The organism is Amycolatopsis sp. MEPSY49 (assembly GCF_051337345.1).
Lineage (GTDB): Bacteria > Actinomycetota > Actinomycetes > Mycobacteriales > Pseudonocardiaceae > Amycolatopsis.
On record NZ_JBDLYJ010000002.1, the window covers coordinates 617440 to 640288 of the forward strand.

The 22849-nt window shown below is 69.0% G+C and carries 20 protein-coding genes and 1 tRNA gene; 5 read left to right on the forward strand and 16 right to left on the reverse strand.

The window, feature by feature from the left end:
• The first annotated feature begins 72 nt into the window (after positions 1–72).
• Both ABFJ78_RS12005 and ABFJ78_RS12010 read left to right on the forward strand, forming a co-directional pair.
• On the forward strand, positions 73–450 hold the full coding sequence (locus tag ABFJ78_RS12005) for a hypothetical protein (RefSeq protein ID WP_436385984.1): 378 nt from the start codon (positions 73–75) through the stop codon (positions 448–450).
• 26 nt (positions 451–476) lie between these two features.
• Positions 477–836: a ClpX C4-type zinc finger protein gene (locus ABFJ78_RS12010; RefSeq protein ID WP_436385985.1), complete on the forward strand. Its 360-nt coding sequence runs from the start codon at positions 477–479 to the stop codon at positions 834–836.
• On the opposite strand, the gene ABFJ78_RS12015 is transcribed toward ABFJ78_RS12010, so the two are convergent.
• The 7 genes from ABFJ78_RS12015 to ABFJ78_RS12045 form a co-directional block, all read right to left on the reverse strand.
• Positions 826–1629, reverse strand: coding sequence for an SAM-dependent methyltransferase (locus tag ABFJ78_RS12015; RefSeq protein ID WP_436385986.1), 804 nt, complete (start codon positions 1627–1629; stop codon positions 826–828). The genes ABFJ78_RS12010 and ABFJ78_RS12015 overlap by 11 nt on opposite strands.
• A gap of 87 nt (positions 1630–1716) precedes the next feature.
• Positions 1717–2238, reverse strand: a complete 522-nt coding sequence (locus tag ABFJ78_RS12020; RefSeq protein ID WP_436385988.1) for a hypothetical protein — start codon at positions 2236–2238, stop codon at positions 1717–1719.
• 136 nt (positions 2239–2374) lie between these two features.
• Positions 2375–2448 (reverse strand) — tRNA-Pro (locus ABFJ78_RS12025).
• A gap of 117 nt (positions 2449–2565) precedes the next feature.
• Positions 2566–3738 carry an alginate lyase family protein gene (locus ABFJ78_RS12030; RefSeq protein WP_436385989.1) on the reverse strand — a complete coding sequence of 391 codons (1173 nt, stop codon included), beginning with the start codon at positions 3736–3738 and terminating at the stop codon, positions 2566–2568.
• Positions 3739–3911: 173 nt separating this feature from the next.
• Positions 3912–6167 (reverse strand): glycosyl hydrolase family 18 protein, encoded by a 2256-nt coding sequence (locus tag ABFJ78_RS12035; RefSeq protein WP_436385991.1) that lies wholly within the window; start codon positions 6165–6167, stop codon positions 3912–3914.
• A 118-nt stretch (positions 6168–6285) separates the two neighbouring features.
• Positions 6286–7065, reverse strand: coding sequence for an enoyl-CoA hydratase/isomerase family protein (locus ABFJ78_RS12040; protein WP_436385992.1), 780 nt, complete (start codon positions 7063–7065; stop codon positions 6286–6288).
• 2 nt (positions 7066–7067) lie between these two features.
• Complete coding sequence (locus tag ABFJ78_RS12045) at positions 7068–7979, reverse strand: PaaX family transcriptional regulator (RefSeq protein ID WP_436385993.1); 912 nt, start codon at positions 7977–7979, stop codon at positions 7068–7070.
• A 147-nt stretch (positions 7980–8126) separates the two neighbouring features.
• Between ABFJ78_RS12045 and ABFJ78_RS12050 the strand changes: the two genes are divergently transcribed.
• Positions 8127–9764 carry an ABC-F family ATP-binding cassette domain-containing protein gene (locus ABFJ78_RS12050; protein ID WP_436385995.1) on the forward strand — a complete coding sequence of 546 codons (1638 nt, stop codon included), beginning with the start codon at positions 8127–8129 and terminating at the stop codon, positions 9762–9764.
• A gap of 769 nt (positions 9765–10533) precedes the next feature.
• Here ABFJ78_RS12050 and ABFJ78_RS12055 read toward each other — a convergent pair.
• From ABFJ78_RS12055 to ABFJ78_RS12070, 4 genes are all read right to left on the reverse strand, one after another.
• Positions 10534–11355 (reverse strand): carbohydrate ABC transporter permease, encoded by an 822-nt coding sequence (locus ABFJ78_RS12055; protein ID WP_436385996.1) that lies wholly within the window; start codon positions 11353–11355, stop codon positions 10534–10536.
• The gene (locus tag ABFJ78_RS12060) at positions 11352–12323 is read right to left on the reverse strand and encodes a carbohydrate ABC transporter permease (RefSeq protein ID WP_436385997.1); all 972 of its coding nucleotides are present in this window, start codon (positions 12321–12323) and stop codon (positions 11352–11354) included. The genes ABFJ78_RS12055 and ABFJ78_RS12060 overlap by 4 nt, the downstream gene beginning before the upstream one ends.
• Positions 12305–13576: an extracellular solute-binding protein gene (locus ABFJ78_RS12065; protein ID WP_436385998.1), complete on the reverse strand. Its 1272-nt coding sequence runs from the start codon at positions 13574–13576 to the stop codon at positions 12305–12307. The genes ABFJ78_RS12060 and ABFJ78_RS12065 overlap by 19 nt, the downstream gene beginning before the upstream one ends.
• A gap of 109 nt (positions 13577–13685) precedes the next feature.
• Positions 13686–15776, reverse strand: a complete 2091-nt coding sequence (locus tag ABFJ78_RS12070; protein ID WP_436385999.1) for an alpha-galactosidase — start codon at positions 15774–15776, stop codon at positions 13686–13688.
• A gap of 172 nt (positions 15777–15948) precedes the next feature.
• Here ABFJ78_RS12070 and ABFJ78_RS12075 point away from each other — a divergent pair, with 172 nt between their 5' ends.
• Positions 15949–16938: a hypothetical protein gene (locus tag ABFJ78_RS12075; RefSeq protein WP_436386001.1), complete on the forward strand. Its 990-nt coding sequence runs from the start codon at positions 15949–15951 to the stop codon at positions 16936–16938.
• Between the two features lie 5 nt (positions 16939–16943).
• On the opposite strand, the gene ABFJ78_RS12080 is transcribed toward ABFJ78_RS12075, so the two are convergent.
• Complete coding sequence (locus tag ABFJ78_RS12080; protein WP_436386003.1) at positions 16944–17888, reverse strand: methionyl-tRNA formyltransferase; 945 nt, start codon at positions 17886–17888, stop codon at positions 16944–16946.
• A gap of 114 nt (positions 17889–18002) precedes the next feature.
• Here ABFJ78_RS12080 and ABFJ78_RS12085 point away from each other — a divergent pair, with 114 nt between their 5' ends.
• Positions 18003–19301: a lysine N(6)-hydroxylase/L-ornithine N(5)-oxygenase family protein gene (locus tag ABFJ78_RS12085; RefSeq protein ID WP_436386005.1), complete on the forward strand. Its 1299-nt coding sequence runs from the start codon at positions 18003–18005 to the stop codon at positions 19299–19301.
• Here ABFJ78_RS12085 and ABFJ78_RS12090 read toward each other — a convergent pair.
• The 4 genes from ABFJ78_RS12090 to ABFJ78_RS12105 all read right to left on the reverse strand — a co-directional run bounded on the left by ABFJ78_RS12090 (position 19288) and on the right by ABFJ78_RS12105 (position 22747).
• Positions 19288–19773: a DinB family protein gene (locus ABFJ78_RS12090; protein ID WP_436386006.1), complete on the reverse strand. Its 486-nt coding sequence runs from the start codon at positions 19771–19773 to the stop codon at positions 19288–19290. The genes ABFJ78_RS12085 and ABFJ78_RS12090 overlap by 14 nt on opposite strands.
• Before the next feature lie 74 nt (positions 19774–19847).
• A complete protein-coding gene (locus ABFJ78_RS12095) occupies positions 19848–20651 on the reverse strand; it encodes an ABC transporter ATP-binding protein (RefSeq protein ID WP_436386007.1) in 804 nt (267 codons plus the stop codon).
• Between the two features lie 4 nt (positions 20652–20655).
• The gene (locus tag ABFJ78_RS12100; protein ID WP_436386009.1) at positions 20656–21708 is read right to left on the reverse strand and encodes a FecCD family ABC transporter permease; all 1053 of its coding nucleotides are present in this window, start codon (positions 21706–21708) and stop codon (positions 20656–20658) included.
• A gap of 1 nt (position 21709) precedes the next feature.
• The gene (locus tag ABFJ78_RS12105; RefSeq protein WP_436386011.1) at positions 21710–22747 is read right to left on the reverse strand and encodes a FecCD family ABC transporter permease; all 1038 of its coding nucleotides are present in this window, start codon (positions 22745–22747) and stop codon (positions 21710–21712) included.
• Between the last annotated feature and the right edge of the window lie 102 nt (positions 22748–22849).

Consider the following 22849-nt stretch of genomic DNA (forward strand, 5'->3'; position numbering starts at 1 on the left):
GTGACCCGGCGAGTCGGAACGCGGGGATGGTGCCCGCGGGTCCGCAGAGTACGTCGCGTGAAGCACAACTCAATGGATGACGCGGGGTGCTGCCTGCTGTCCGTGGCCTGGAACATCGCCCCGCTGACCGAAGGGCGGCCCGACTCCCGGCGCGGCGCGATCCGGCGCTCGGTCGAGTCGGCCTGCCGAACCGCCGGGCTCGGAGCTCGTGAGTGGGCCGCGCGGAACGGGACCGGCACCGAGGCCGAGTACCGGCCCTTCCTGCAGCTCGCCGACGTCGCCTACGAGATCGCCACGTTGCTGCTCCTCGTCGAGGACTTCCTCGTATCGGATCTGGAACGCGAGCACCGGCGGTGGGCCGAGATCGAAGAGTTGAGTGGCCGCTTCGCCGAACTCGCCGAGTGGACGTCGAACTTCCTGAGCTTGTCAGGCTCCGCCTTACGGCTGTAAGGTCCATCCTGACAAAGGAGGTCAGGATGGCAACTGGGGTGATCGCGCGCTGTTCGTTCTGCGCGAAGCCGAACACGGAGGTCGACACGCTGGTCGGCGGCCCGGGCGTCTTCATCTGCGACGGGTGCGTGCAGCTGTGCGTATCGGTGATCGAAGGCAAGCCGGCGGACGCGCCGCTCATCGCGCCGTGGGAGCACGACCTGCCGCTCGAGCAGGTTCTGCAGAACCTGCGCCCGGTCGCGGCCGCCACGACGCAGGTGCAGGAAAATCTCGCGGCGTGGGTGGGCAAGGCGCGTTCGCTCGGCGGCACGTGGTCGCAGATCGGCGAAGCGCTGGGAATGACCCGCCAGTCGGCGTGGGAGCGTTTCGGCGGCTCTACCGCTTGATGCCCACGCCGGCGTAGAGGCCGTCCTCTTCGGGATCGACAACGGCGGCAACGCGGTCCGGCCGCCAGTTCGCGGAGGTCGTCAGGCCGGGTTCGACGAGTTCGAATCCGTCGAAGAGGGCGAGCACCTCGTCGCGTGAGCGCGGGTAGATGTGGTCCTGCGTCGACCGCATGGTCTCGGCGATCTTGGGGTCGCGCAGGACGGCGAAGTCGTTGGTGAGGTGGGTCAGCGCGAGGTGGCTACCGGGCGCGAGTGCGTCGCGGTAGTTCTTGAAGACGTGGCTGACGTCGGGAAGGTAGTGCCCGAGGGTGATGGCAAGCAGCCCGACGGGCTTCTTGAGATCGAGCAGGTCCTTGACGGGCCCGGACCCGAGCACGGCTGCGGTATCGGTGGCATCGGCCTCGAGCGCCTGGGCGTTCGGGTTGTCTTTGAGCAGCATGAGACTGTGCGCGACGGCAACGGGTTCGTAGTCGACGTAAACGACCTTGGCCATCGGATCGACGGCTTGGGCGACTTCGTGCACGTTCCCGACGGTCGGAATGCCGGACCCGAGGTCGAGGAACTGCCGGACGCCTTGGTCGAGCATGAACCGCACGGCGCGTCGCAGGAAGGCCCGGTTCCGCCTCGCCACGCCGGCAACTTGGGGCTGGATGGCCTCGAGCTTCTGGGCAACGGCCCGATCGGCGGCGAGGTTGTGCGCGCCGCCGAGAAGGTAGTCGTAGATCCGGGCGGCGCTGGGCCGGGAAAGATCCGCGCCGGGCGGAATCCAGTCCGCGCCTTCCTGGTCGGTCATGACAGTTCCCCCCTCGAATCGGCTCCGAACACCTTATCGGGTCCGGCGGTGGCGGTGCCGCTGCCAGTCCGTTGCTTCACCAACCGGTCAGGTGACGGCGAGCGAACGTGCGCGGTCGTTGAAGTAGCGGCCGAAGCACCGGGCCATATCGTCGCAGTTCTGATTCGAGGTAACGCTATTGCCGTTGAAGCCGGTTTGGTCTGAGAAGGTGACGAAGCACCCGGAGCCGGCCTTGAGAACGTAAGAGCTGATGTGGCCGGCCACGTTCAAGCCGTTCGAGAAGTGCCGCGTGCCGAGATCTCCTTCCGAGGCCTCGTTCTCGTCCTTGGCGGCGTCGCAGTAGGTGCGTCCGTAGGCGCTGACGAAGTTCAGGTACCCGCTTCCGCCGTGCCAGCCGGTGCTGTCGAAGACGGTGAGCAAGGGACTGAGCGACAGCTGCGTTTGGTAGGCGTCAAGGGCGCGCTCGGTCGTGAAGCAAGCCTCGGCGCCACCGGTGAGGTCCTGAACGCAGTAGGCCCCGACGGAGGGTCTCGCTTCGGCCGAAGTCGACAAGCTGAGGACGGCGGCCGCTGCGACTGCCACGCTGACGGCGGTTCTGCCCGGCTTCATTTCGTGTGCCTCCCGGAGGTCTGCTCCCCGCTGCTCCACGCATGACTCGCCGAGTCGGTTTAGCCGCCACGTGGCGCGCGAAGGAACCCCAGATACGACGAAAGCCACGTTTACCTGCGTAAACGTGGCTTGTCCGTCGGGCTGACAGGATTTGAACCTGCGACCCCTTGACCCCCAGTCAAGTGCGCTACCAAACTGCGCCACAGCCCGGACCCGCACTCGCTGAGTGCGTGAGAAGTACTTTAGCGTGCCCGCCAAGACCCCCTGCAACTGGGGCCCCCATCCGCCTGACCTGCGAGAATGCAGGTCAGACGGACCACCTCAAGATCAAGCCGGGTTCGCTGCGTGGGTCAGCGTCTGCCAGGCCACGAACAGGTTGTTCGACCCCGCCGGGCGCTGGCGCTCCGTCAACGTCTGCGTGTTCGTCATCGCGATGCCCAAGCGGGTGTGGAGCGCGTTGAACCCCACCTCCGTCACCGGGCCCAGGCCGAGCTTCAACGAGCCGCCGCACAGCCAGGACGGGGCCGCCGTGCCCAGCTGGTACTTCGACTGGAAGCCCAGCGCTTGCCTGAGGCGCTCGCCCACATCCGTTCCGTACACGTCCTGGCCCTGGATGCGGAGCGTCTCCGCCACGTCCGCTATCGCCGCTATGCCGTACCCCGTGTGGGTGAAGTCGCGGCAGGTTTCCTGGGTCAGGCCGTCCACGAACGTCGACTGGCCCTGCCAATAGTTCACGATCTGGTCGCGAGAAGACAACCCGCTGCCCGGGACCGTCTTCGGCAACGCGCCGTCGGAGGACAGGTACACGTACGCCGCGACGCGGTTGCGGTACCTCGTCACCGCCTTGTCGAAGTTCGTCTTGTCCTCCAGGAACACCGAGATGCCCACCGCGGCCTCCATCATGGACAGTTCCCAGTTGCCGTTGCTGTTGCTGCCGTTGATGATTTTGTTCAGGTACACATTGCGCAGCATCGTGCCGAAGCGGCCCGAGTTCGGCCAGCTCGAATACGTGTACTTGATGATCTCCGCCGCGCGGGGCCACGACGAACCCGCCCAGCCCGTCTGCAGCGGTGCGTTGCTGTTGGTGTGGCTGGTGATCGTCGCCGACCACGCGTCCATCAACGCTATCGCCTTCCGCGCGTACCGGGCGTCGCCGGAGATGTACCAGATCAGCGCGTCCGTGTACGCCGCGAGCGCGTCTTCCCGCTCGTCGGTACACCCGTAGTTCGGGTTCGAATAGGACCCGCATTCGACGACCGCTCGCGGTTTCGGCGTGCGGGAAAGCGAGGCGTAGGAACTCGAGACCGCCTGGTCGTACGCCGCTTTCCAGGGCTGGGCGCCGGCGTTCACCTGGGTCTTGACGAAGTCGAGCTGCGGGCGGCTGACCAGTACACCCGGGTGCGTGAACGTCGCCGGCGCCGCGGGGGCCGGGGTGCTGACCAGGCCGAGCGCGAGCGGGACGAGGGCGGCGAGCGTGACGACTTTTCTCAAGCGGGACATGGCTCTCCTCGAGACGACGGTGTCCGGGGCAAGCGCGCTGCGCTCAAGTTTTATGGTCCAGACCACCACTAGTCAAGGAGCTGGCAGCCCTTTCTTTGGCTCCTGAAGAAAAGAATGCGGAAATGTTCAGCCCGCTGAACGGAAGGTGGTTTCCGTTCAGCGGGCTGAACGCATCAGCCGAGCCCGGCGCTGACCGCGTTCATCAACGTCCCGGTGTCACCCGACATCTCCCACGCCATCACGCCGAGCAGGCCGCGGGACTTGAGCCACGTGGTCTTCAGCCCGATCGACCACGCGTCGTCGAACGTCCACCACTGGCCGCCGTTGCCGGTGTAGCAGGACGTCGCCACCGCCGCGGTGTCGTGGTAGACCGTGCACGCCGGCACGCTCGCCACGAGGTTCGCGTACCCGCGGGTGCCGGCTTCCTCGGCGAACTGTCCCGGCGCCGCGCCGGTCGCCGACTGCCATTCGCCGTGCTTTCCGCCGTCGGCGACGCCTTGCCAACCGCGCCCGTAGAACGCCAATCCGAGTGTCAACCGGCGGGGGTCGACGCCCGCGTCGGTGTACGCATTGATCGCGCTTTCCGCACTGAAGTGGAAGTTGTACGGGTCGTCCGCGTCGGCGTAGAGGTTGCCCTGGTGACCGGTGCGGTTCGGCTCCCACGAGTTGTCGCTGCCCGAGCCGTGGAAGTCGTAGCCCTGCACGTTCGCGACGTCCAGGTAGCTGAACACGCGGGACAGGTCCCACCCGGCCGCGACCTTCGCCGGGTCAGCCGGGGTGAACGCGTGCAGCTGGTACCGCTTGCCGGTGGTCGCGCCGTACGCGTCGAGCTGCGTGCGGAACTCGGCCAGCAGGGCGGTCAGGTTGTTCTTGTCGTTCGGGCTCCAGTGGTTGCCCGGGTGGCCGTCGGCGCTGGCCGGCCACTCCCAGTCGAGGTCGATGCCGTCGAAGATGCCCGCCGCGGTGCCCGGGCCGCCGGCGCCGCCGTAGGGCGCGATGTTGCCCTTGATCCACGTGTCGAGGCACGACGAGACGAACTTCTTGCGCGACGCGTCCGTGGCCGCGACGTCCGAGAAGTACTTCGAATACGTCCAGCCGCCCAGTGACACCAGCACCTTGAGGTTCGGGTGCTTCGCCTTGAGCTTCTTCAGCTGGTTGAAGTTGCCGCGCAACGACTCCCAGCCCGTGTCGGCGACCCCGTCGACCGACTGCGCCGCCGAGAACGGGCGCGAGTAGTCAGCTTCGGCGTCACCCGCGCCGTCGCCCTGGTTGGGGTCCTGCGGGTTCGTCGTCGTGCCCTTCGTGACGCCGGAGAGGCACGTCAGGTTCACCGGATCGATGTTCTCGAACGCGTACAGCAGGTGGGTCAGCTTCGCCGCCGCGCCCGACGTTTCGAGGTTCTTCACGAAGTACTGGCGCCCGTAGATACCCCACTGGACGAAGTACCCGACCTTCGCGTAGCCGGAAACGATGTCGCCGGTCCGGGCTGTCACCGCGGCACTCGGCACCGACACGTTGTCGTAGCCGTCACGGGCGCGCACCGTGAAGGTGTACGAAGTGGACGGTGCCAGCCCGGTCACGACGGCGGCCGTCGTCGTCACCGTCGTGGCCAAAGTGGACCCGCGGTAGACGTCGTAGCCGACGACGCCGGTGTTGTCGGTCGGCGCCGTCCACGCCAGGGACACGCTGCCCGAGTCGGCGGCCGTCGAGCGCAGCCCGCTCGGCGCCGACGGCGGCTGGGTGTCGTCGGCCGGGTTGTTGGTCGTGACGGCCAGCGCCGCACTGGCGGCCGACGTGTTTCCCTTGGCGTCCTTGGCTTTCACCGTGAACGAGTACGCCGTGCCCGGCGTGAGCCCGGAAATGGTGGCGCCGGTCCCGGTCACCGACGTGGCCAGCGAAGACCCCTGGTAGACGTCGTACCCGGTCACCGGCAACGAACCGGCCGCCGAGGCGTTCCACGCCAGCGCGACCGTCTTGGTCGTCTTCGTGACCAGCCGCAGGTTCGCCGGCGCGCCCGGGGGAGTGTCGGGTGAACCGTCGCAGTTGGCGTTGTCGACGCGGCACTGCGCCGGCGTGGCAGCGGCGCTGAGCCGGAACGTCGGACTGTAGGGGTAGGTGGTCCGGCCCGGCGCCAGCGTCGCGATGTAGTACGCCGGGGTGAGCGTGACCTGGGTGCCGTTCTGGGTCACCGTGCCGTTTTCGCCGGTCGAGGCGGTCACGCCGGCGGGCAGTGTGAAGGTGATCGCCCAGTTGCTCACCGACGCGGTGCCGGTGTTCGCGACGGTGTAGGTGCCGGTCGTGCCGCTCATCGCCAGGGTGGCGGTCAGCGAACCGGCTGCGGCGGCGGGTGGCGCGAGCGCCGCGGTGCCGCCGGCCGCTATCAGTACGACGGCGAGTGCGGAGCGTAGTCGTGCGGAGGTGCGTCTCATGGCGGTTCTCCAAGCGGCACGAGGCGGGGACGATGTGGTCTAGACCACATCGAATGTAACCCGGTGCGGGGAGAACCGCGCACGCCCGAACGGCGGCAACCGGTGTCCGAACGGACTGTTAACGACCCGAGAATGTCGCCTTGCCGGGCCCGTCCGCGAGGAACGACTTGACGGCGCCCCGGAGGTCCTCGGTTTCGAACAGCTCGGCCGCGATCGCAGTGATGTGCGCGTTCGCTTCCGGGACTCCGCCGGCGGAGAAGTGGTCGAGGACGCGCTTGGTCGCCGCGTGGGCCCGGGTCGGTCCGGAAGCCAGCTGACGCGCGAAGGCCCGCGCGGCGTCGTCGAAGCCCTCGTCCGGCAGGACGCGGTTGACGACGTTCCAACGCTCGAGCGTCGCGGCGTCGTAGGTGTCGCCGGTCATCACGAACTCCTTGGCGCGCCCGACGCCGGCGCGGTCGGCGAGCCGCTGGGTGCCGCCCATGGTCGGCGTCAGGCCGACGACCTTCTCGACGAGCCCGAACTTCGCGCGCGAAGCCGCCAGGATGATGTCGCAGGCCACCGCGACCTCGAACGCCCAGGTCAGGCACAGGCCGTGCGCGGCGAACACGGTCGGGAACGGCAGGGCCGCGACCCGGTCCGGAATCGCCAGCATCTCGTCGAACAGCACCTTCGCCTCGGCGGGCGAACCCTGCGCGTCGAACAGCGAGACGTCGACGCCGCCGCTGACGATCTTGCCCTCGGCGCGGACCAGCAGAGCGCGCGCGGGCGCCTGCTCCAGTTCGTCGAGCGCAGACGAAAGCGAATCCTGCAGGGCGGCCGTGTAGAGGTTCAACGGCGGAGCGTCGACGGTCAGGACGGCGAGCCCGCCGTCACGATCGAGGCGGACCTGGTCGGTCATGTTCACCCTGCTTCTTCGGCGGCGACGATGTCGTCCCAATACTGCTGGGCCTCGGGGCGCCAGTCGACGTGTTTGTGATGGAACAGTTCCGCCGCTTTCGTCCCGCTCCACTTCGCCGGCAGGAGCTCGGCGGGCAGCTGCGGGTCGAGGAACGGGAACCGCCGCCACTCGTGCACCAGCTCGGTCTGCGCGCGCAGCACCGCGCGGCCGCCGGTGGGGTGCAGGCCGGTGAACCGGTCGATGAAGTCCTCGTAGCGGTCCTTCAGCTCGGTCAGGTCCCAGGACCGGGCGACCATCGTCTCCTGCTCGCCGACCTCGCCGTAGGTGGCGGTGAAGGACATGGCCTGGGCGTCGAGGCCGAGGTCGTTGACGATCTGCTGGGCCTCGCGCTGCCGGCTCAGGTCCGGGCTGACCCACACGCCGGCCACCGGTGAGCCGAAGCCCGCCCAGGTCAGCCGCGTGCGCAGCCGGTGGCGCAGGTCGCGCTTGGCCTCCGGCACGGAGACGATGAGCATCAGCCACTGGCCGTTCCACGGGCGCTCTTCGCGGCCGAACGCGTAGATCCGCTCGGCGCCCTCGGTCAGCAGACGGCGTCCCGGCGGCGTCAGCGACCAGCGCACGCGGCGCCCGACGCGCTCGGAGACCACCCAGCCCTCGGCGGCGGAGCGGGCCAGCGCCTGCCGCGCCGACTTCTCCTCGATGTCGAGGATGCCGAGCACCTCGACCAGCATCGACGTCCAGACCGGCGTGTCGCGCGGCAGCGTGTACTCGCCGAGGACGGTCATCAGCAGCGACCGCGCGCTCGCGTGGCTGACCTCGCGCCGGCGGCTCACCGTGGGCCGGGGCGCGGACGGGCGGCCTTCCCTCGGTTTCGGCCTGCGGCCGAGGGTGACCGGGGGAGCGGATTCGCCCATGCTGTTTCACCGACCTCACTGCTTGGCTGTTCCGACAACCGAACAGGGTACCCACACTGAGTGATCAAAGCGCCACCGGACACACACAGTCGGTGGCTTTGACCATGATCTGACAGTTCAGCACGGCCCCGTAGACTTGGCCACCTCATGAGCGCAACTCTCGTCGCGAAGGACCTGGCCGCGGGCCACGGTGACCGCATCCTCTTCTCCGGCCTCGACCTCGTGGTCGCGCCCGGCGACGTCGTCGGCCTGGTCGGCGTCAACGGCGCCGGCAAGTCGACGCTCCTGCGGACGCTGGCCGGGCTCGCGAAGCCCGACGACGGCGAGATCCGGCTGAACCCGCCGACGGCGACCGTCGGGCACCTGCCCCAGGAACCGGAGCGGCGCGAAGGCGAGTCGGTGCGGGCCTTCCTGGCGCGGCGGACCGGCGTGTCGGCGGCGCAGGCGGACCTCGACGCGGCGACTTCGGCGTTGACCGAGGGCGCGGTCGGCGCGGATGACCGCTACGCCGTGGCGCTGGACCGCTGGCTCGACCTGGGCGGCGCCGACCTGGACGAACGCGCCGCGGAAGTGGCCGCCGACCTCGGGCTCGCCGTGGACCTGGACCAGCCGATGACGTCGTTGTCGGGCGGGCAGGCCGCGCGCGCCGGGCTCGCGTCGCTGCTGCTGAGCCGCTACGACGTCTTCCTGCTCGACGAGCCGACCAACGACCTCGACCTGGACGGCCTGGCCCGGCTGGAGCGGTTCGTGTCCGGGCTGCGGGCGGCGACCGTCCTGGTGAGCCACGACCGCGAGTTCCTGGCCCGCACGGTCGACCGCGTCGTCGAGCTGGACCTGGCGCAGCAACAGGTGAACGTCTACGGCGGCGGGTACGAGGCCTACCTCGAGGAGCGCGAGGTCGCGCGCCGGCACGCGCGCGAGGAGTACGAGGAGTTCGCCGACACGAAGGCTTCCCTGGAGGCGCGTGGGCGGATGCAGCGGGCGTGGATGGAGAACGGCGTCAAGAACGCGCGCCGGAAGCAGCCCGACAATGACAAGGCGGCCCGCAAGTTCCGCACCGAGGCGACGGAGAAGCAGGCGTCGAAGGCGCGGCAGACCGACCGGATGATCGAGCGCCTGGAGGTCGTCGAGGAGCCGCGCAAGGAGTGGGAGCTGCGGATGGAGATCGCCGCGGCCCCGCGGGCGGGCGCGGTGGTCGCGACCCTGCGCGGCGCGGTCGTGCGCCGGGGCGGGTTCACGCTCGGGCCGGTGGACCTGCAGGTCGACTGGGCGGACAAGGTCGCCATCACCGGTGCCAACGGCTCCGGGAAGTCGACGTTGCTGGCGGCGCTCCTCGGCCGGTTGCCGTTGGACGAAGGTGCTGCCGCGCTGGGCCCGGGTGTCGTCGTCGGCGAGGTCGATCAGGCGCGGCGGTTGTTCCTCGGGGACGTTCCGCTCGCTTCGGCCTTCGCTCGTGAAGTGCCGGAGCTGGCGGATGCGGATGTCCGGACGTTGCTGGCGAAGTTCGGGTTGAAGGCCGCGCACGTGCTCCGCTCCGCGGCGACGCTCTCGCCGGGGGAGCGGACGCGAGCGGCGTTGGCTCTGTTGCAGGCTCGCGGGGTGAACTTGCTGGTGCTGGACGAGCCGACCAACCACCTTGATCTGCCGGCGATCGAGCAGCTGGAGTCGGCGCTGGACAAGTACCCGGGGACGCTGCTGCTGGTGACCCATGACCGGCGGATGCTGGACGCCGTGCACGTGGGGCGGCGACTTGAGGTGGACGGCGGCAAGGTCCGCGAATTGTGAGTCGCTTGGTGCTTCTGGTTGTCGAGATGGTGATCGGTGCTCTCGTTTGTGAGCATCGGTCGGGAAGGGTTGTGAGCAGTGCTCTCGACTGTGAGCGGTGACCTTGCGGGCGATCAGTGCTCTTGAGTCTGAGCAAGGTTCTGCTCTCGCTTGCGAGCGGTGCTCACGGTTCTGAGCGTGGTGCGGAGCTATGTCGAGGCAGCGCTCTCGAGTTCGGGGCGCCTGCACGCCCACGCGAGAGCGGTGCTCTCGGTTTTAGTGATGTCCGCAGGAGTGTGAGCTGCGCTCGGTCTCGGCGATGGCCGCAGAAGCATGAGCAGTACCCGCAAGTGAGCAGCGCTCGTGAATGGGTAGCGCTCGCAAGTGAGCAGTGCTCTCCACCCGGGGTGCCGCTCTCGTTCGCGAGTGAGCAGTGATCTCGGCCCCGGGTGTCGCTCTCGTCTGCGAGTGAGCAGTGCTCTCGACTTGGGGAGTGCTCCCGCACGAGTGAGCAGTGCTCTCGACTCGGGGCGGCGCTCGCGTGTGCGAGTGAGCAGTGCTCTCGACCCAGGGTACTGCTCTCATGTGCGCGTGAACGGCGCTCTCGACTCGGGGCGGCGCTCGCGTGTGCGCGAGAGCGGTGCTCTCGGCCCGGGGCGGTGCTCCCGTGCGTGTGAGAGCGGTGCTCTCGAAGCTGAGCGCCGCTCGCCGTCTAATGAGAGCAGCGCTCTTAGGCGTGAGCACGGCACGCGCCGGCAGAGAGAGCGGTGCTCTCGCATGAGAGCTCCGCTCAGCCCTTGGTCGCGCCGCCCGTCAAACCCTTCACGAACTGCTTCTGCAGCGCCAGGTAGAAAATCAACACCGGCAACGTCGCCAAGAACATCAACGCGAACACGCTGCCCAAGTCCGCCTGGTACTGGCCGATCGACCGGTAAATCCCCGTGGTGATCGTGGTGCCCTGGCTCGGCCCGAGAATGATCAGCGGGTCGATGAAGTCGTTCCAAATCCACACCCCCAGGAAGATCAGCACCGACGCCGTCGCCGGGCGCAGGAGCGGGAACACCACTCGCCAGAACACCTGCATGCGGCTCGCGCCGTCCAGCAGCGCCGCCTCCTCCAACTCCACCGGCACCCCGCGGATGAACCCCGTGAACACGAACACGCCGAACGGCACGTAGTACCCGACGTTGAACAGCACCAGCCCCTGCAGCGTCGCCATCAGGTGCGTCACCCGCAGGACGTCGGTGATCGGGATGAGGATGACCTGCGGCGGGATCATCAGGCCGGCCAACAACACCAGCGTCAGGACCCTCGTCCACCGCTTGCCCGACCGCGCCAGGTAGTGGCCGAGCATCGCCGAGAGCACCGTCAACACCAGGATCGACAACACCGTCACGACGACGCTGTTGGCCAGGCTGACCCAGAACAGGCCGTCCGGCCGGGTCAGCACCGCGTGGATGTTGGCCAGGGTCGGCGGCAGCGGTAGCGACGCCGGCTCCTTCGCGATCAGGTCGCCCTGCTTGACCACGTTCGTCAGCACCAGGTACAGCGGCACGAAGAACACCGCGCTGACCAGCAACGCGACCGTCGGCCGCAGCCAGGACCGGGTCACAGGTCCACCTCCCGGCGGCGCAGCAAACCGAGCACGACCGTCGTCACGACCGCGACGATCACCAGCATCAGCACGGCCATCGCCGACGCGTAGCCGACGTGGTTCGAGTCGAAACCCGTCTGCAGGACGTCGAACGCGATCGTCGCGGTGGCGCCGGAACCCGGGCCGCCGTTGGTGATCACCTTGACGTAGTCGTAGGTCTTGAACGCCGAAATCAGCAGCACGACCGTGTTGATCGTCAGCGACGGCGCGAGCAGCGGCCAGGTGACCGCCCGGAACCGCCGCAACGGCCCGGCGCCGTCGATCTCCGCAGCCTCCAACAATTCCTGAGGCACGCCCTGCAACCCGGCGAGGTAGACGACGACGCAGAACCCGAGCATCTGCCAGCACACGATCGACGCGACCGAGAACAGCGCGACGTCCGGATCGGACAGCCAGCCCGGCGGGTGCTCGACGCCCAAGGCGCGCAGGAAGTTGTTCAACGGGCCCTGGTCGTCGAGCAAGCGCGACCAGACGATCGAGACGACGACCGAGCTGAGGATCACCGGCGTGAAGAACACGCTGCGCAAAGCGTTGTACAGCCAGCCTTTCCGGTCCAGCAGCAGCGCGACACCGAGACCCAGCACGTTCGGCACGACGACCACGATCAGCGTCAGGATCGTCGTGACCTTCAACGCGGTGAGGAACTGTTCGTCGGTGAAGAGGAGTTTGTAGTTGTCCAAGCCGACGAACTTCACCGGCGGGTTGAACGGGTTGTAGTTCGTGAGGCTGTACCCGAAGCTGATCAAGATCGGCGCCAGCACGAAGCACAGGTAGACGAGCACGCCCGGGGCGCCGAACGACGCGAAGTGCCACACCCGCGGGAGGATCGGTTTGCGCCGCCGACGGTGCGCGGGGGAACGATGGGGGCGAGGCGGAGCGGGCGCGGAGACGACGGCGGCCAAGGTCGTCAGCCCGCCTTCGCCCACTCGGTGTCCAGGAACGCGCACGCGTCGGCCACGGACTTGCGGCCGGTGATGACGTCCTGGGCGGCCTGGTCGACCTTGTCCTTCATGCCGGGCAGCAGCCCGTCGTCGGCGGTCTCCCAGCGGAACGCGTGCACCACAGCGTTCTTCGCCACGGCCTGGGTGTACAGGTCGTAGCCGGCCTTGAAGGTCGGGCCGACGTCCGCCGGCGGGGTGTAGCCCTTGATCGCCGGGAACAGGCCGTCGGCCTTGACCGACGCGTCGAGCTGGTCCTTGTCGAGCTGGAAGCCGAGCGCGAACTTCTTGGCGGCGTCGAGGTTCGCGGCCTTGGCGTTCACGATCATGCCGCCGCCGGTGTAGGCGGGGACGACGAGCTTGCCGTCCTCGGTGGGGAAGTCGAACACGCCGATCTCGAAGTCGTGTTTCTTGCTGTCGGCGTTGGCGGCGAACCAGTTGCCCATCGGGTACATCGCGCTCTTGCCGTCGAGGAAGGCCTGCTCGGTCGCCGCGTAGTCGCGCGACACGCTCGTCTTGTCCACGTACCCCTTCGACGCGAGGTCGGCCAGTTTCGAAAACGCTTTCTGGAACGCGGGATCGGCGAACTTGACCTTGTCCTGGCGGCGCTGGGTCAGCCAGTCCGGCATCGTGTTGTAGACCTCGGTGCTGACCAGGCCGGAGAGGATCATCGACGACGGGAAGCCGTCCTTGCCGCCGCCGATGGTGAACGGCGCGAAACCCTTGTCCGCCAGCTTGCCGGCGTCGGCGACGAGTTCGTCCCACGTCTTCGGAGTCGCGCTGATGCCCGCGTCGGCGAACATCTTCTTGTTGTAGTAGATCGGCGGGATGGTCTGGGTGTTCGCCGGCAGCTGGTAGTACTTGCCGTGCACCGGATTGGCGTCGGGGAACTGGAAGTCCTTGAGCTCGTCCGGTGTCCAGGCGTAGAGATTGCCCGCTTCGGCGAAGCCCGCCGAATCCACGGCGATCATCACGTCCGGGAACTGGCCGGACTGCAGGAGCTGCTTCGCGTACGACGTCCGGCCGTCGGCGGTCGGCGCGACGAGCTTCTTGACCTTGATCCCCGGGTTCTTGTCGGTGACGCGCTTGATGGCCGCGTCCCAGTAGGCCGGGGTGAGGTTCGGGGTCTCGAAGGTCAGGAAGGTGATCTCCGCGGCGCCGCCGCTGCCGGTGTTCGAGCCGACCGAGCACGCGCTCAGGGCCAGGAGCGCCGCTGCCCCCAACGCCAGGAACCTTCTCATCGAGCCTCCCACCATATGTGATGTATGACGCATTTGATCTGACGTCTAACCGGCTGTCAAGCGGGATCCGGCCACGAAACCGTCGATGCGCGGTCGATAGATCCGATCTCTAGCGCGGAATTCGACGCAGGCGGATCACCGTGCTCGCGAAGTCGCCGGTCGGCAGCGTGAGCGGCAGTCCGCGGGCGAGCAGCACGGCTCCGCTGTGCGTGGTGCCGGCAGCCGAATCGAGGTACCGGTGAGCGGGATCCAGGCCATCGAGGCGCAACGGGCGCTCCGGCGCGGCGAAGTGCGCGGCCTGCCGGTAAACGAAGACGACCGTCCGATCTTCGTGGACGTACTGCAGGGCGGTGACGCCGTCGTCGACCGGGGGCCGCAACCGGTACAGCGCGCCGTGCTGGACCACCGGCCGGATGTCCTGGTAGAGGGCGATCAGCTCGCGGGCGAGCGCGAGGTCCTCGTCGGGCCAGCGCACGATGTCGCCGCCGATGCCGAGCACGCCGGCCATGGCGACGTGGAAGCGGAACCGCAGCGGCACCGACCGCCCGGTGACGAAGTTGGGGTTGTCGGTGACCCACGCGGACATCGCGCGCGCCGGGTAGAGCTGGCTGTAGCCGTGTTGGATCCGTAATCGGTCGAGCGCGTCGGTGTTGTCCGACGTCCAGACCTGGTCGGCGCGCGCCAGCACACCGAGGTCGATCCGCCCGCCCCCGCCGCTGCACGCTTCGATCCGCAGACCGGGGTGGTCCGCGCGCAACCGGTCCATGAGCGCGTAGACGGCTCTCGTGTGCTCGACCCACAGGCGGTCCGGGTCGGCGTCGCCCGGCCAGCCGGCTTCGCTGAACGGCCGGTTCATGTCCCACTTGAGGAAGTCGACGCCGTGGTCTCCGACGAGCCGGTCGAGCCAGGCGTGGGCCCACTCGGCGACGTCCGGCCGGGCGAAGTTGAGCACGAGCTGGTTGCGCAGCTCCGACCGGCGCCGGTGCGGGTGGTGCAGGACCCAGTCCGGGTGGGCGCGGTAGAGGTCGCTGTCGGGGTTGACCATTTCGGGCTCGACCCAGATGCCGAACCGCATGCCGAGCCCGTGCAAGGTGTCGACCAGGGGCTTGAGCCCGTCGGGGAAGCGTTCCCGATTGACGTGCCAGTCGCCGAGCCCGGCGTGGTCGCCGGTCCGGGCGCCGAACCAGCCGTCGTCCATGACGAACAGTTCGACACCCAGCGCCGCGGCCCGCTCGGCGAGGGCGCGCTGTCCTTCCTCGGAGACGTCGAAACCCGTTGCCTCCCAGGAGTTGTAGAGCACCGGACGCAGTTCTCGCGCGTGCGGCAGGACGTCTCCGAGGACGTAAGCGTGCCACGCGCGGCTGGCGGCGCCGAAGCCGCCGGAGGTGTAAAGACCGGCTAGCACGGGCGTGCGCAAGGGCAAGCCGGGGCCGACGCGGTGGACGACGCCGTCTTGGCCGAAGCCGCCGCTGACCGTGAGGCGCCCGGTCGACGACCGCGTGGTCGTGAGCCGCCACGACCCGCTCCAGGCGAGGGCGACGCCGTAGACCTCGCCGTGGCGCTCGGTGGCGGTGCCGTCGTCGACCATGACCCACGGGTTGGCGTGGTGCCCGGTGATCCCGCGGCGACTCGCGAAGACGGTCTCACCGTGGGGCACGGGGGTCCGGTGCAGCTGGGTTTCCGCGGCCCAGCGGCCGGTGACGTGGCTGAGCCGGTAGTCGTCCCGAACGGGCAGCGACCAGGTCGCGGAGTCGGCCCGGACCACCTCGGCGTCGGTGTCCGCGGTCAGCTCGGTCCAGCGTTCGAGGACGTCGGTCTTCAAGCGGTAGTGGAGGGCGATCCGGAGCGGGTAGTGGCGGTCCTCGAACCGGATCGTCAGGTGATCTTGCGCGATTTCGTGCGTTTCGTAGCGCCATTCGAGGGCCCGGGTGCCGTCTTCGAAGCGGACCTGCAGGGCGGGGGTCCAATAACGGGTGCCTCCGTCGGCGGCCAGTTCGTCCAGGCCTTCGTTGGGGTCGTTGAAACCGTCCCACCAGGGCAGTGTTTCCGTGACGAGCTCTTCGACGGTGTCGGCCGGGAGGGCAGGGCCCCAGTAGAGGTGGGTCGGTACGTCGTCCTCGTTCAGACGCAGTGCGTAGGTGGTCTTTTCGCCGGTGAGCACCCAGGCGCGGTGACGCTCGAGGTAGCTGATCTCGCCCATGCGGCACATCCTGGCGCCGGGGTGCGGTGCCGCCAAGGGCCGTCCCGGCCATCGGCACTACGGCCGTTCGGGTGGCGTTGCCGCGCGATATTGGTTCTTCCGGGCATGCGCCATCACAATGGGTGAGGGGTGGCGGCGCCTGCTTGTGGTCGTCAGCGAGGGGAGAAGTGTCATGGTGATCAACGCGAGAAAAATAACCGCGGTCGCGGACTCGGAGGCCGATGAGCCGGTCGCCTGCCCGTGTGTGCACGATCTGATCGAGGCCTACCAGGAGAAGGGCCGGCCACGATTCGCGAGGCTGCGGGCCGCGTACGAGGCGAACCAGGGAAAGATCGTCGAGGAGTATTACGCGACCCATTTCCAGGCGGCTCTTCTCGTGGTCGCCAAAGAACAGAACGGCGAGGTGAAGCGGGCCGTCTACAAGCTGCGGCAGTATTACGACGCGGTTCAGAGCACCGCCGAATTCGACGATGTCTTCCGGTCGGCGCGCCGGGTGGAGCGGAAGTACTCGGTGCTGCTCGGCGGACAGCCGCAGGAGATTCTGGTGCAGGGCATCTACACCGAGGCCGTCGCCCTCCTGAGCGTGCTGGACGCGATGGTGGGCTCCGAGCAGAAGGGTGCGCGGCTGACCGCCGCCGTCGCATCGGCCCGGAAGGAGATCCGCCAGATCGAGCAGAACGCGCGTGACGCCGCGCTCGACCGGGCTCTCGTCCGCTATCTCGGTGGCCTCGCGGTGGGTGTCGTCGTGGCCGCCGCCGTCGCGATCGCCGTGCATTCGCTGTTGAAGGTCGAAATCGGTTCGCACCTGGTGATCTGCGTGGTGGCCGGCGCCATCGGCGCGATCGTCAGCGTCATGACGCGCACGGCGAACCGGCAAAGAGTGCGGGTGAGCCTCGACCAAGGCTGGCTGGTCGTCATTCTTTCCGGGTGTTTCCGGCTGATCATCGGTGCGGTTTTCGGCGCCGCGATGTTCGTGCTCGTCCGAGCCGGGCTGCTCCCGCTCGCCGTTCCGGTGCCGGGGGAACAGGTCACGTTGTTCTTCGCCGGGCTCGCTTTCCTCGCCGGGTTCAGCGAACGGCGGGCGCAGGACACGATCGTCCGCACCTTGCCCGGCGCCGTGGAGCAGAACGTGGCGGAACCGGCGCGGGGCAAGGACGGCTGAGGAGGTCAGGGGCGGTCGGTCAGGTACCCGCCCATGGTCTTGAAGTACTCGGCCGCGGGCAGGTCGGTCCCGTCGGCCGTGCGGACGCGCTCGACCACCAGGCCCGGGGACTGGCCGTGCCGCGCCTGCGGGCCGGCCACGATCACCACCCCGTCGCCTTCGCGGATGAAGATGCGGCCCGGTGTGCCCCCGTAGTGGCCGCGGGACACCGACGCCTTCAGGATCCGCAACTGCTCGCCGCGGTGGTAGGTGAACGCGTTCGGGTACGGGTCCGACAGCGCCCGCACGAAGCGCTCGATGTCCGACGGCGACGACGTCCAATCGATGAGGCTGTCGCGGGCCGCGCGCTTGTGGAAGAAGCTCGCCTTCGAGCGGTCCTGCGGCACCGGCGTGTAGCCCGTCTCGATCTTCGAGATGGCTTCGGCGGTGATCGGGGCGATCAGGTCCACCGTGCGGTGGAACAGGTCCGTCGTCGTGTCCGCCGGCCCGACCGGGATCGCGCGCTGCAGGACGATGTCGCCCGCGTCCAGCTCGCCGTCCATCATGTGGGCGGTCACGCCGACCTCCGGCTCGCCGTTGATCATCGCCCAGATCAGCGGCGAGAAGCCCGCGTAGGACGGCAGCAGCGAGTCGTGGATGTTCAGCGTGCCGTGGCGCGGCAGCTCGAAGATCTCCGGCGGCAGCCAGGTGCGCCAGTTGTTCGCGACGATGAGGTCGAGGTCCGCGGCCTTCAGCTCGGCCAGCAGTTCGGCGTCGTCCGGGCGGTCGCGCAGCAGGACGCGGATGCCGTTGGCCTCGGCGAGGTCGGCCACCGAGTCCGCCCAGATCCGCTCGTAGGCGTGGTCGCTCTTCGGGTGGGTGACCACGAGGGCGACCTCGTGGCCGGCGTCGATGAGCGCCTGGAGGGTCCGGTGCCCCCAGGTCTGGTAGCCGAACATCGCCACGCGCATTCGAGAGTGCCCTTTCGTGATCGGGGACGAACATCACCACGAACGTACTAGGCGAGGCTCGCCTAAGTTAGGTTAGGGTTCCCTGAACCGTACCGGAGCGCGCGAGGGAGCAACATGACTGCAGAGGTCCCGATCTACGACATCGTCGGCGTGGGCTTCGGACCGTCGAACCTGGCCCTCGCGATCGCCCTCGCCGAGCACAACGCCGGCGCCGGGGAGCCGGTGACCGCGCACTTCCTCGAGCGGCAGCCGCGCTTCGGCTGGCACCGCGGCATGCTGATCGACACGGCGACGATGCAGGTGTCGTTCCTGAAGGACCTGGTCACCATGCGGAACCCGACCAGCGAGTTCAGCTTCCTGAACTACCTGCACGCGGCCGGCAGGCTGGTCGACTTCATCAACCACAAGAACCTCTTCCCGCTGCGCGTCGAGTTCCACGACTACTTCGAATGGGCGGCCGCGAAGGTCGACGACGTCGTCTCGTACGGCACCGAGGTCGTCGCCGTGAAGCCGGTGTACGACGGTTCCGAAGTGGCCTACTTCGACGTCGAGGCCTCGGACGGCTCGTCCCTGCGCGCCCGGAACCTCGTGGTCGGCACCGGCCTGCGGCCCCAGCTGCCCGACGGCGTCGCCGCCGGCGACCGGATCTGGCACAACAGCGAGCTGCTGTTCCGCGTGGACGCCCTTCGCGGCACTTCGCCACGGCGGTTCGTCGTCGTGGGCGCCGGGCAGAGCGCGGCCGAGGTGGCCGCGTTGCTGCACGACGAGTTCCCGCGCACCGAGGTGTGCGCGGTGTTCGCGCGCTACGGCTACAGCCCGGCCGACGACAGCTCGTTCGCGAACCGGATCTTCGACCCCGAAGCGGTCGACCAGTTCTACGGCGCGGACGAGCCGGTCAAGGACCGCCTGATGCGCTACCACGGCGCGACGAACTACTCGGCCGTCGACATCGACCTGATCGACGAGCTCTACCGCCGGGTCTACCGCGAGAAGGTGCTGGGCGTCGAACGGTTGCGGCTGTTCAACGTGTCGCGGCCGGTCGAGGTGACGCCGTCGGGAACGGTGACGGTCGAGTCGCTGACGACGGGCGCGCGGACGGTGCTGGAGGCGGACGCGGTGGTGTACGCGACGGGCTACCGGCCGGCGGACCCGACGCCGCTGCTGGGCGAGCTGGGAGAGCGTTTCCTGCGCGACGAGTCCGGCCGGTTGCGCATCGAGCGCGACTACCGGTTGTCGACCGACGCGCCCCTGCGCGGCGGGATCTACCTGCAGGGCGGCACCGAGCACACGCACGGCATCACGTCGTCGCTGCTGTCGAACACCGCGGTGCGGGTGGGGGAGATCCTGCAGTCCATTGTGGACCGACGGGTGGTCGCGGAGCCGGCGGGGGAGTACGCGGTCAGCGCGCGCTGAGCTGCTCCCGCAGGATGTCGCCGTGGCCGGCGTGCCGGGCGAAGTCCTCGATCAGCAACAGGTAGACGAACCTCAGGTTCACTTCCCCGAGGATCTCGTGGGTCCACGTGTCGTCGAGGCCGAAGCCGGCGGCGATCTCTCGGGACCGCTCGCTCGCCCGCTCGAATTCGGCGATCACGTCGGCGAGCGTTTCGCCCTCGGCGACGACGAAACTGGCGTCGCCGGGGGTGGTGGGGCCGTCGCACTCGGACTCGGGCAAGCCGAGCAGGAACAGCTGGAACCACCGCCGTTCGGCCATGGCCGCGTGCTTGACCAGGCCGATCGGCGTGGTCAGCGACGTGACCAGCCGCTCGCGGGCGTCGGTCTCGGAAAGGCCGCGCGCGGTGTCGATCACCGCGCGGCGGTTGCGGTCCATCGTCGCCTCCAGCAGGCGGCGCTCGGGTCCGGTGGTGGTTTCGGGCAGCACGAACACAGTCAGCTCCAAAAGTGGGTCTGCGGCCGGACGGACCTCGGAACGGCACGAGGCGGGCCACGGCCAGGATAGCGCTAGCTGACCGGAGCCGGGTGGTGGCGGCTGATCGGGATCACCATCGGGGTTCCGCTCACCGGGTCCGGGGTCACCTGGCAGCGGACGTCGAACACCTCGTCCACCAGCTCCTCGGTGATCACCTCCACCGGCTTGCCCGACGCCACGATCCGCCCCGCCTTCATGGCGATCACGTGGTCGGCGTAGCGGCACGCCTGCGGCAGGTCGTGCAGCACCATGACCACCGTCCGGCCTTCGCTGCGATTCAGGTCCACCACCAGGTCCAGCACGTCGATCTGGTGAGCCAGGTCGAGGTACGTCGTCGGCTCGTCCAGGAGCAGCACCGGGGTGCCCTGCGCGACCGCCATCGCGATCCACGCGCGCTGGCGCTGGCCGCCGGACAGCTCGTCCACCGGGCGGTCGGCCAGGTCGGTCATCGAAGTCGCCGCCAGGGCGGCGTGCACCGCCCCTTCGTCCGATGTGGACCACTGGCGCCACCAGCTCTGGTGCGGGGCGCGGCCGCGGCCGACGAGGTCCGCCACCGTCATGCCCTCGGGCGCCACCGGGGACTGGGGCAGGATCCCGAGCCGCTGGGCGACCTGGCGCGTCGGCAGGTCGTGGATCGACCGGCCGTCCAGGTACACCCCGCCCGCCTTCGGCGTCAGCAGGCGCGCCAGCGTGCGCAGCAGCGTCGACTTCCCGCACGCGTTCGGACCGACGATCGCGGTGATCTGCCCCGAGGGGATGTCGAGGTCGAGGCCGTCGATGACGACCCGGTCGTCGTAGGCGACGCGCAGGTCCTGCACACGCAGGGACGGTGTCATCTTTTCAGCCTCCGGAGCCGGATCGGTTGGCCCTGGCCAGCAGCCAGAGCAGCAGCGGGGCGCCGAGCACGCCGGTCACGATGCCGACCGGCAGCGCCGACGCGGTCAGCGAGCGCGCGATGATGTCGCTGCCCAGCACCACGACCGCGCCGGTGAGCGCGGACGCCGTGACCGGCGGCGACGACAGCCGGGCGAGGCGTTGCGCGATCTGCGGCGCCGTCAGGGCGACGAACGAAACCGGGCCCGCCGACGCCGTCGCGAACGCCACCAGGCCGGCGCCGGCCAGCAGCAGGCCCAGCCGGACCGGCTGCACCGGCGTGCCGAGCCCGGCCGCCACGTCGTCGCCGAGCAGCAGCGTGCCCATCCACCGGGACAGCGCCAGCACCAGCGGGTACAGCACGACGAGCGCGAGCGACAGCGGCACGACGTGTTCCCAGCCGCGGTTGGCGAGGTTGCCCACCAGCCAGCCGAGCGACGCCTGCGCCTCGGTGATCTGCGCCTTGCTCAGCAGGTAGTCGGTGAGGCTGGTGCACATCGCGAAGATCCCGATGCCCACCAGCAGGATCCGGTAGCCGGTCGTGCCGCGCCGCCACGCCAGCGCGTACACCAGCAGCGCCGTGAGCAGGCCGCCGAGGAGGCCGAGCGTGGTGGTGCCGAGCCCGCCGCCGAAGCCGAACGCGATGCCCGCGACGACGAAAGTGGCCGCGCCCGCGTTGATGCCGATCATGTCCGGGCTGGCCAGCGGGTTGCGGGTGATCGTCTGGAACACCGCGCCCGACGCGCCGAACGCGAACCCGGCCAGCAGCCCGGTCAGTGCCCGCGGCAGCCGCAGTTCCTGGACGATGTAGCCGTTTCCGCTGTCGCTGCCGCCGAAGAGGCCGGACAGCACGTCGGACACGGTCATCGGGACGTCGCCGATCGTCATGCCCACGCAGAACAGCACGAACGCGAGCGCCGCGAGAACGATCGAAACGAGCAGCAGCCGGGGCCGGACCCGGCCGGACACCGGACCGGCGCGGAAGGTGACCCGGTCGCGCCGGATCCGCAGCAGGCTCACGTCACGACTCCACGAGCTTGCGTCGGCGGACCAGGTAGATGAAGAACGGCGCGCCGAGGAACGCGACGATCACGCCCGCGCGGATCTCGCTCGGCCGCGCCAGGACGCGGCCGAGGATGTCGGCGGCGAGCAGCAGGCACGGCGCGAGCACGGCGGTGTAGGGCAGCAGCCAGCGGTGGTCCGGCCCGATCACGAACCGCACCGCGTGCGGGACGATCAGGCCGAGGAACACGATCGGCCCGGCGACGGCGACGGCCGCGCCGGTGAGCAGCGTGATCGCCAGCGCGCCGCGCAGTCGCAGCGGGCCGAGCTTGCGGCCGAGCGCGATCGCGACGTCGTCGCCGAGGGCGAGGCTGTTCAGCGCCGGACCGCTCGCGATCGCCAGCACCACCCCGACCACGAGGAACGGCAGGACCCGCAGCAACGCCGTCGCGTCCACGCCGGAAAGCGAACCAGCGGACCAGAAGCGGTAGCGGTTGAGCGCCACCGGGTCCGACAGGACCATCGCGCTGGTGAAGGAAGAGAGCAACGCCGTGACGGCGGCACCGGCGAGTGCCAGCTTGACCGGGCTCGACCCGGCCCGGCCCCGCGTGCCCAGGTAGTAGACGACGGCCGTCGCGGCGAGCGCGCCGGCGAAGGCGAACCAGATGTAGCCGTACAGCGAGCTGACACCCAGCACGGTGATCGAAAACACGATCGCGAACGCGGCCCCGGCGCTGACGCCGAGCAGGCCCGGATCGGCCAGGGGGTTGCGGGTCAGCGCCTGCATCACCGTGCCGGCCAGGCCGAGGCCGGCCGCCACCAGCACCGCCAGGAAGGTCCGCGGCATCCGGACACTGTGGATGATCACGGCGTCCGCGGAGCCGTCGTCGTGCCACAGCACCTGCCAGACCGCGCCGAACGAGATCTCCTTCGACCCCAGCCAGACGCTCAGCAGGCACAGGAAGACCAGCACGGCGAAAGCGGCCAGCAGACCGAGGGCGCGGCCCGTGTGTGGCGGGCGTCGCGTGAGAGCGATCCCTCCGGGGTCTGTTCGCACCGCACCTCCGACTGGTACTGATTTTAGGTAAGGCTAACCGATGGTACAGCAGTGCATTCTCACCCTCGGTTTGTTAGGTTGCCCTAAGTCCACGCCCGGTTC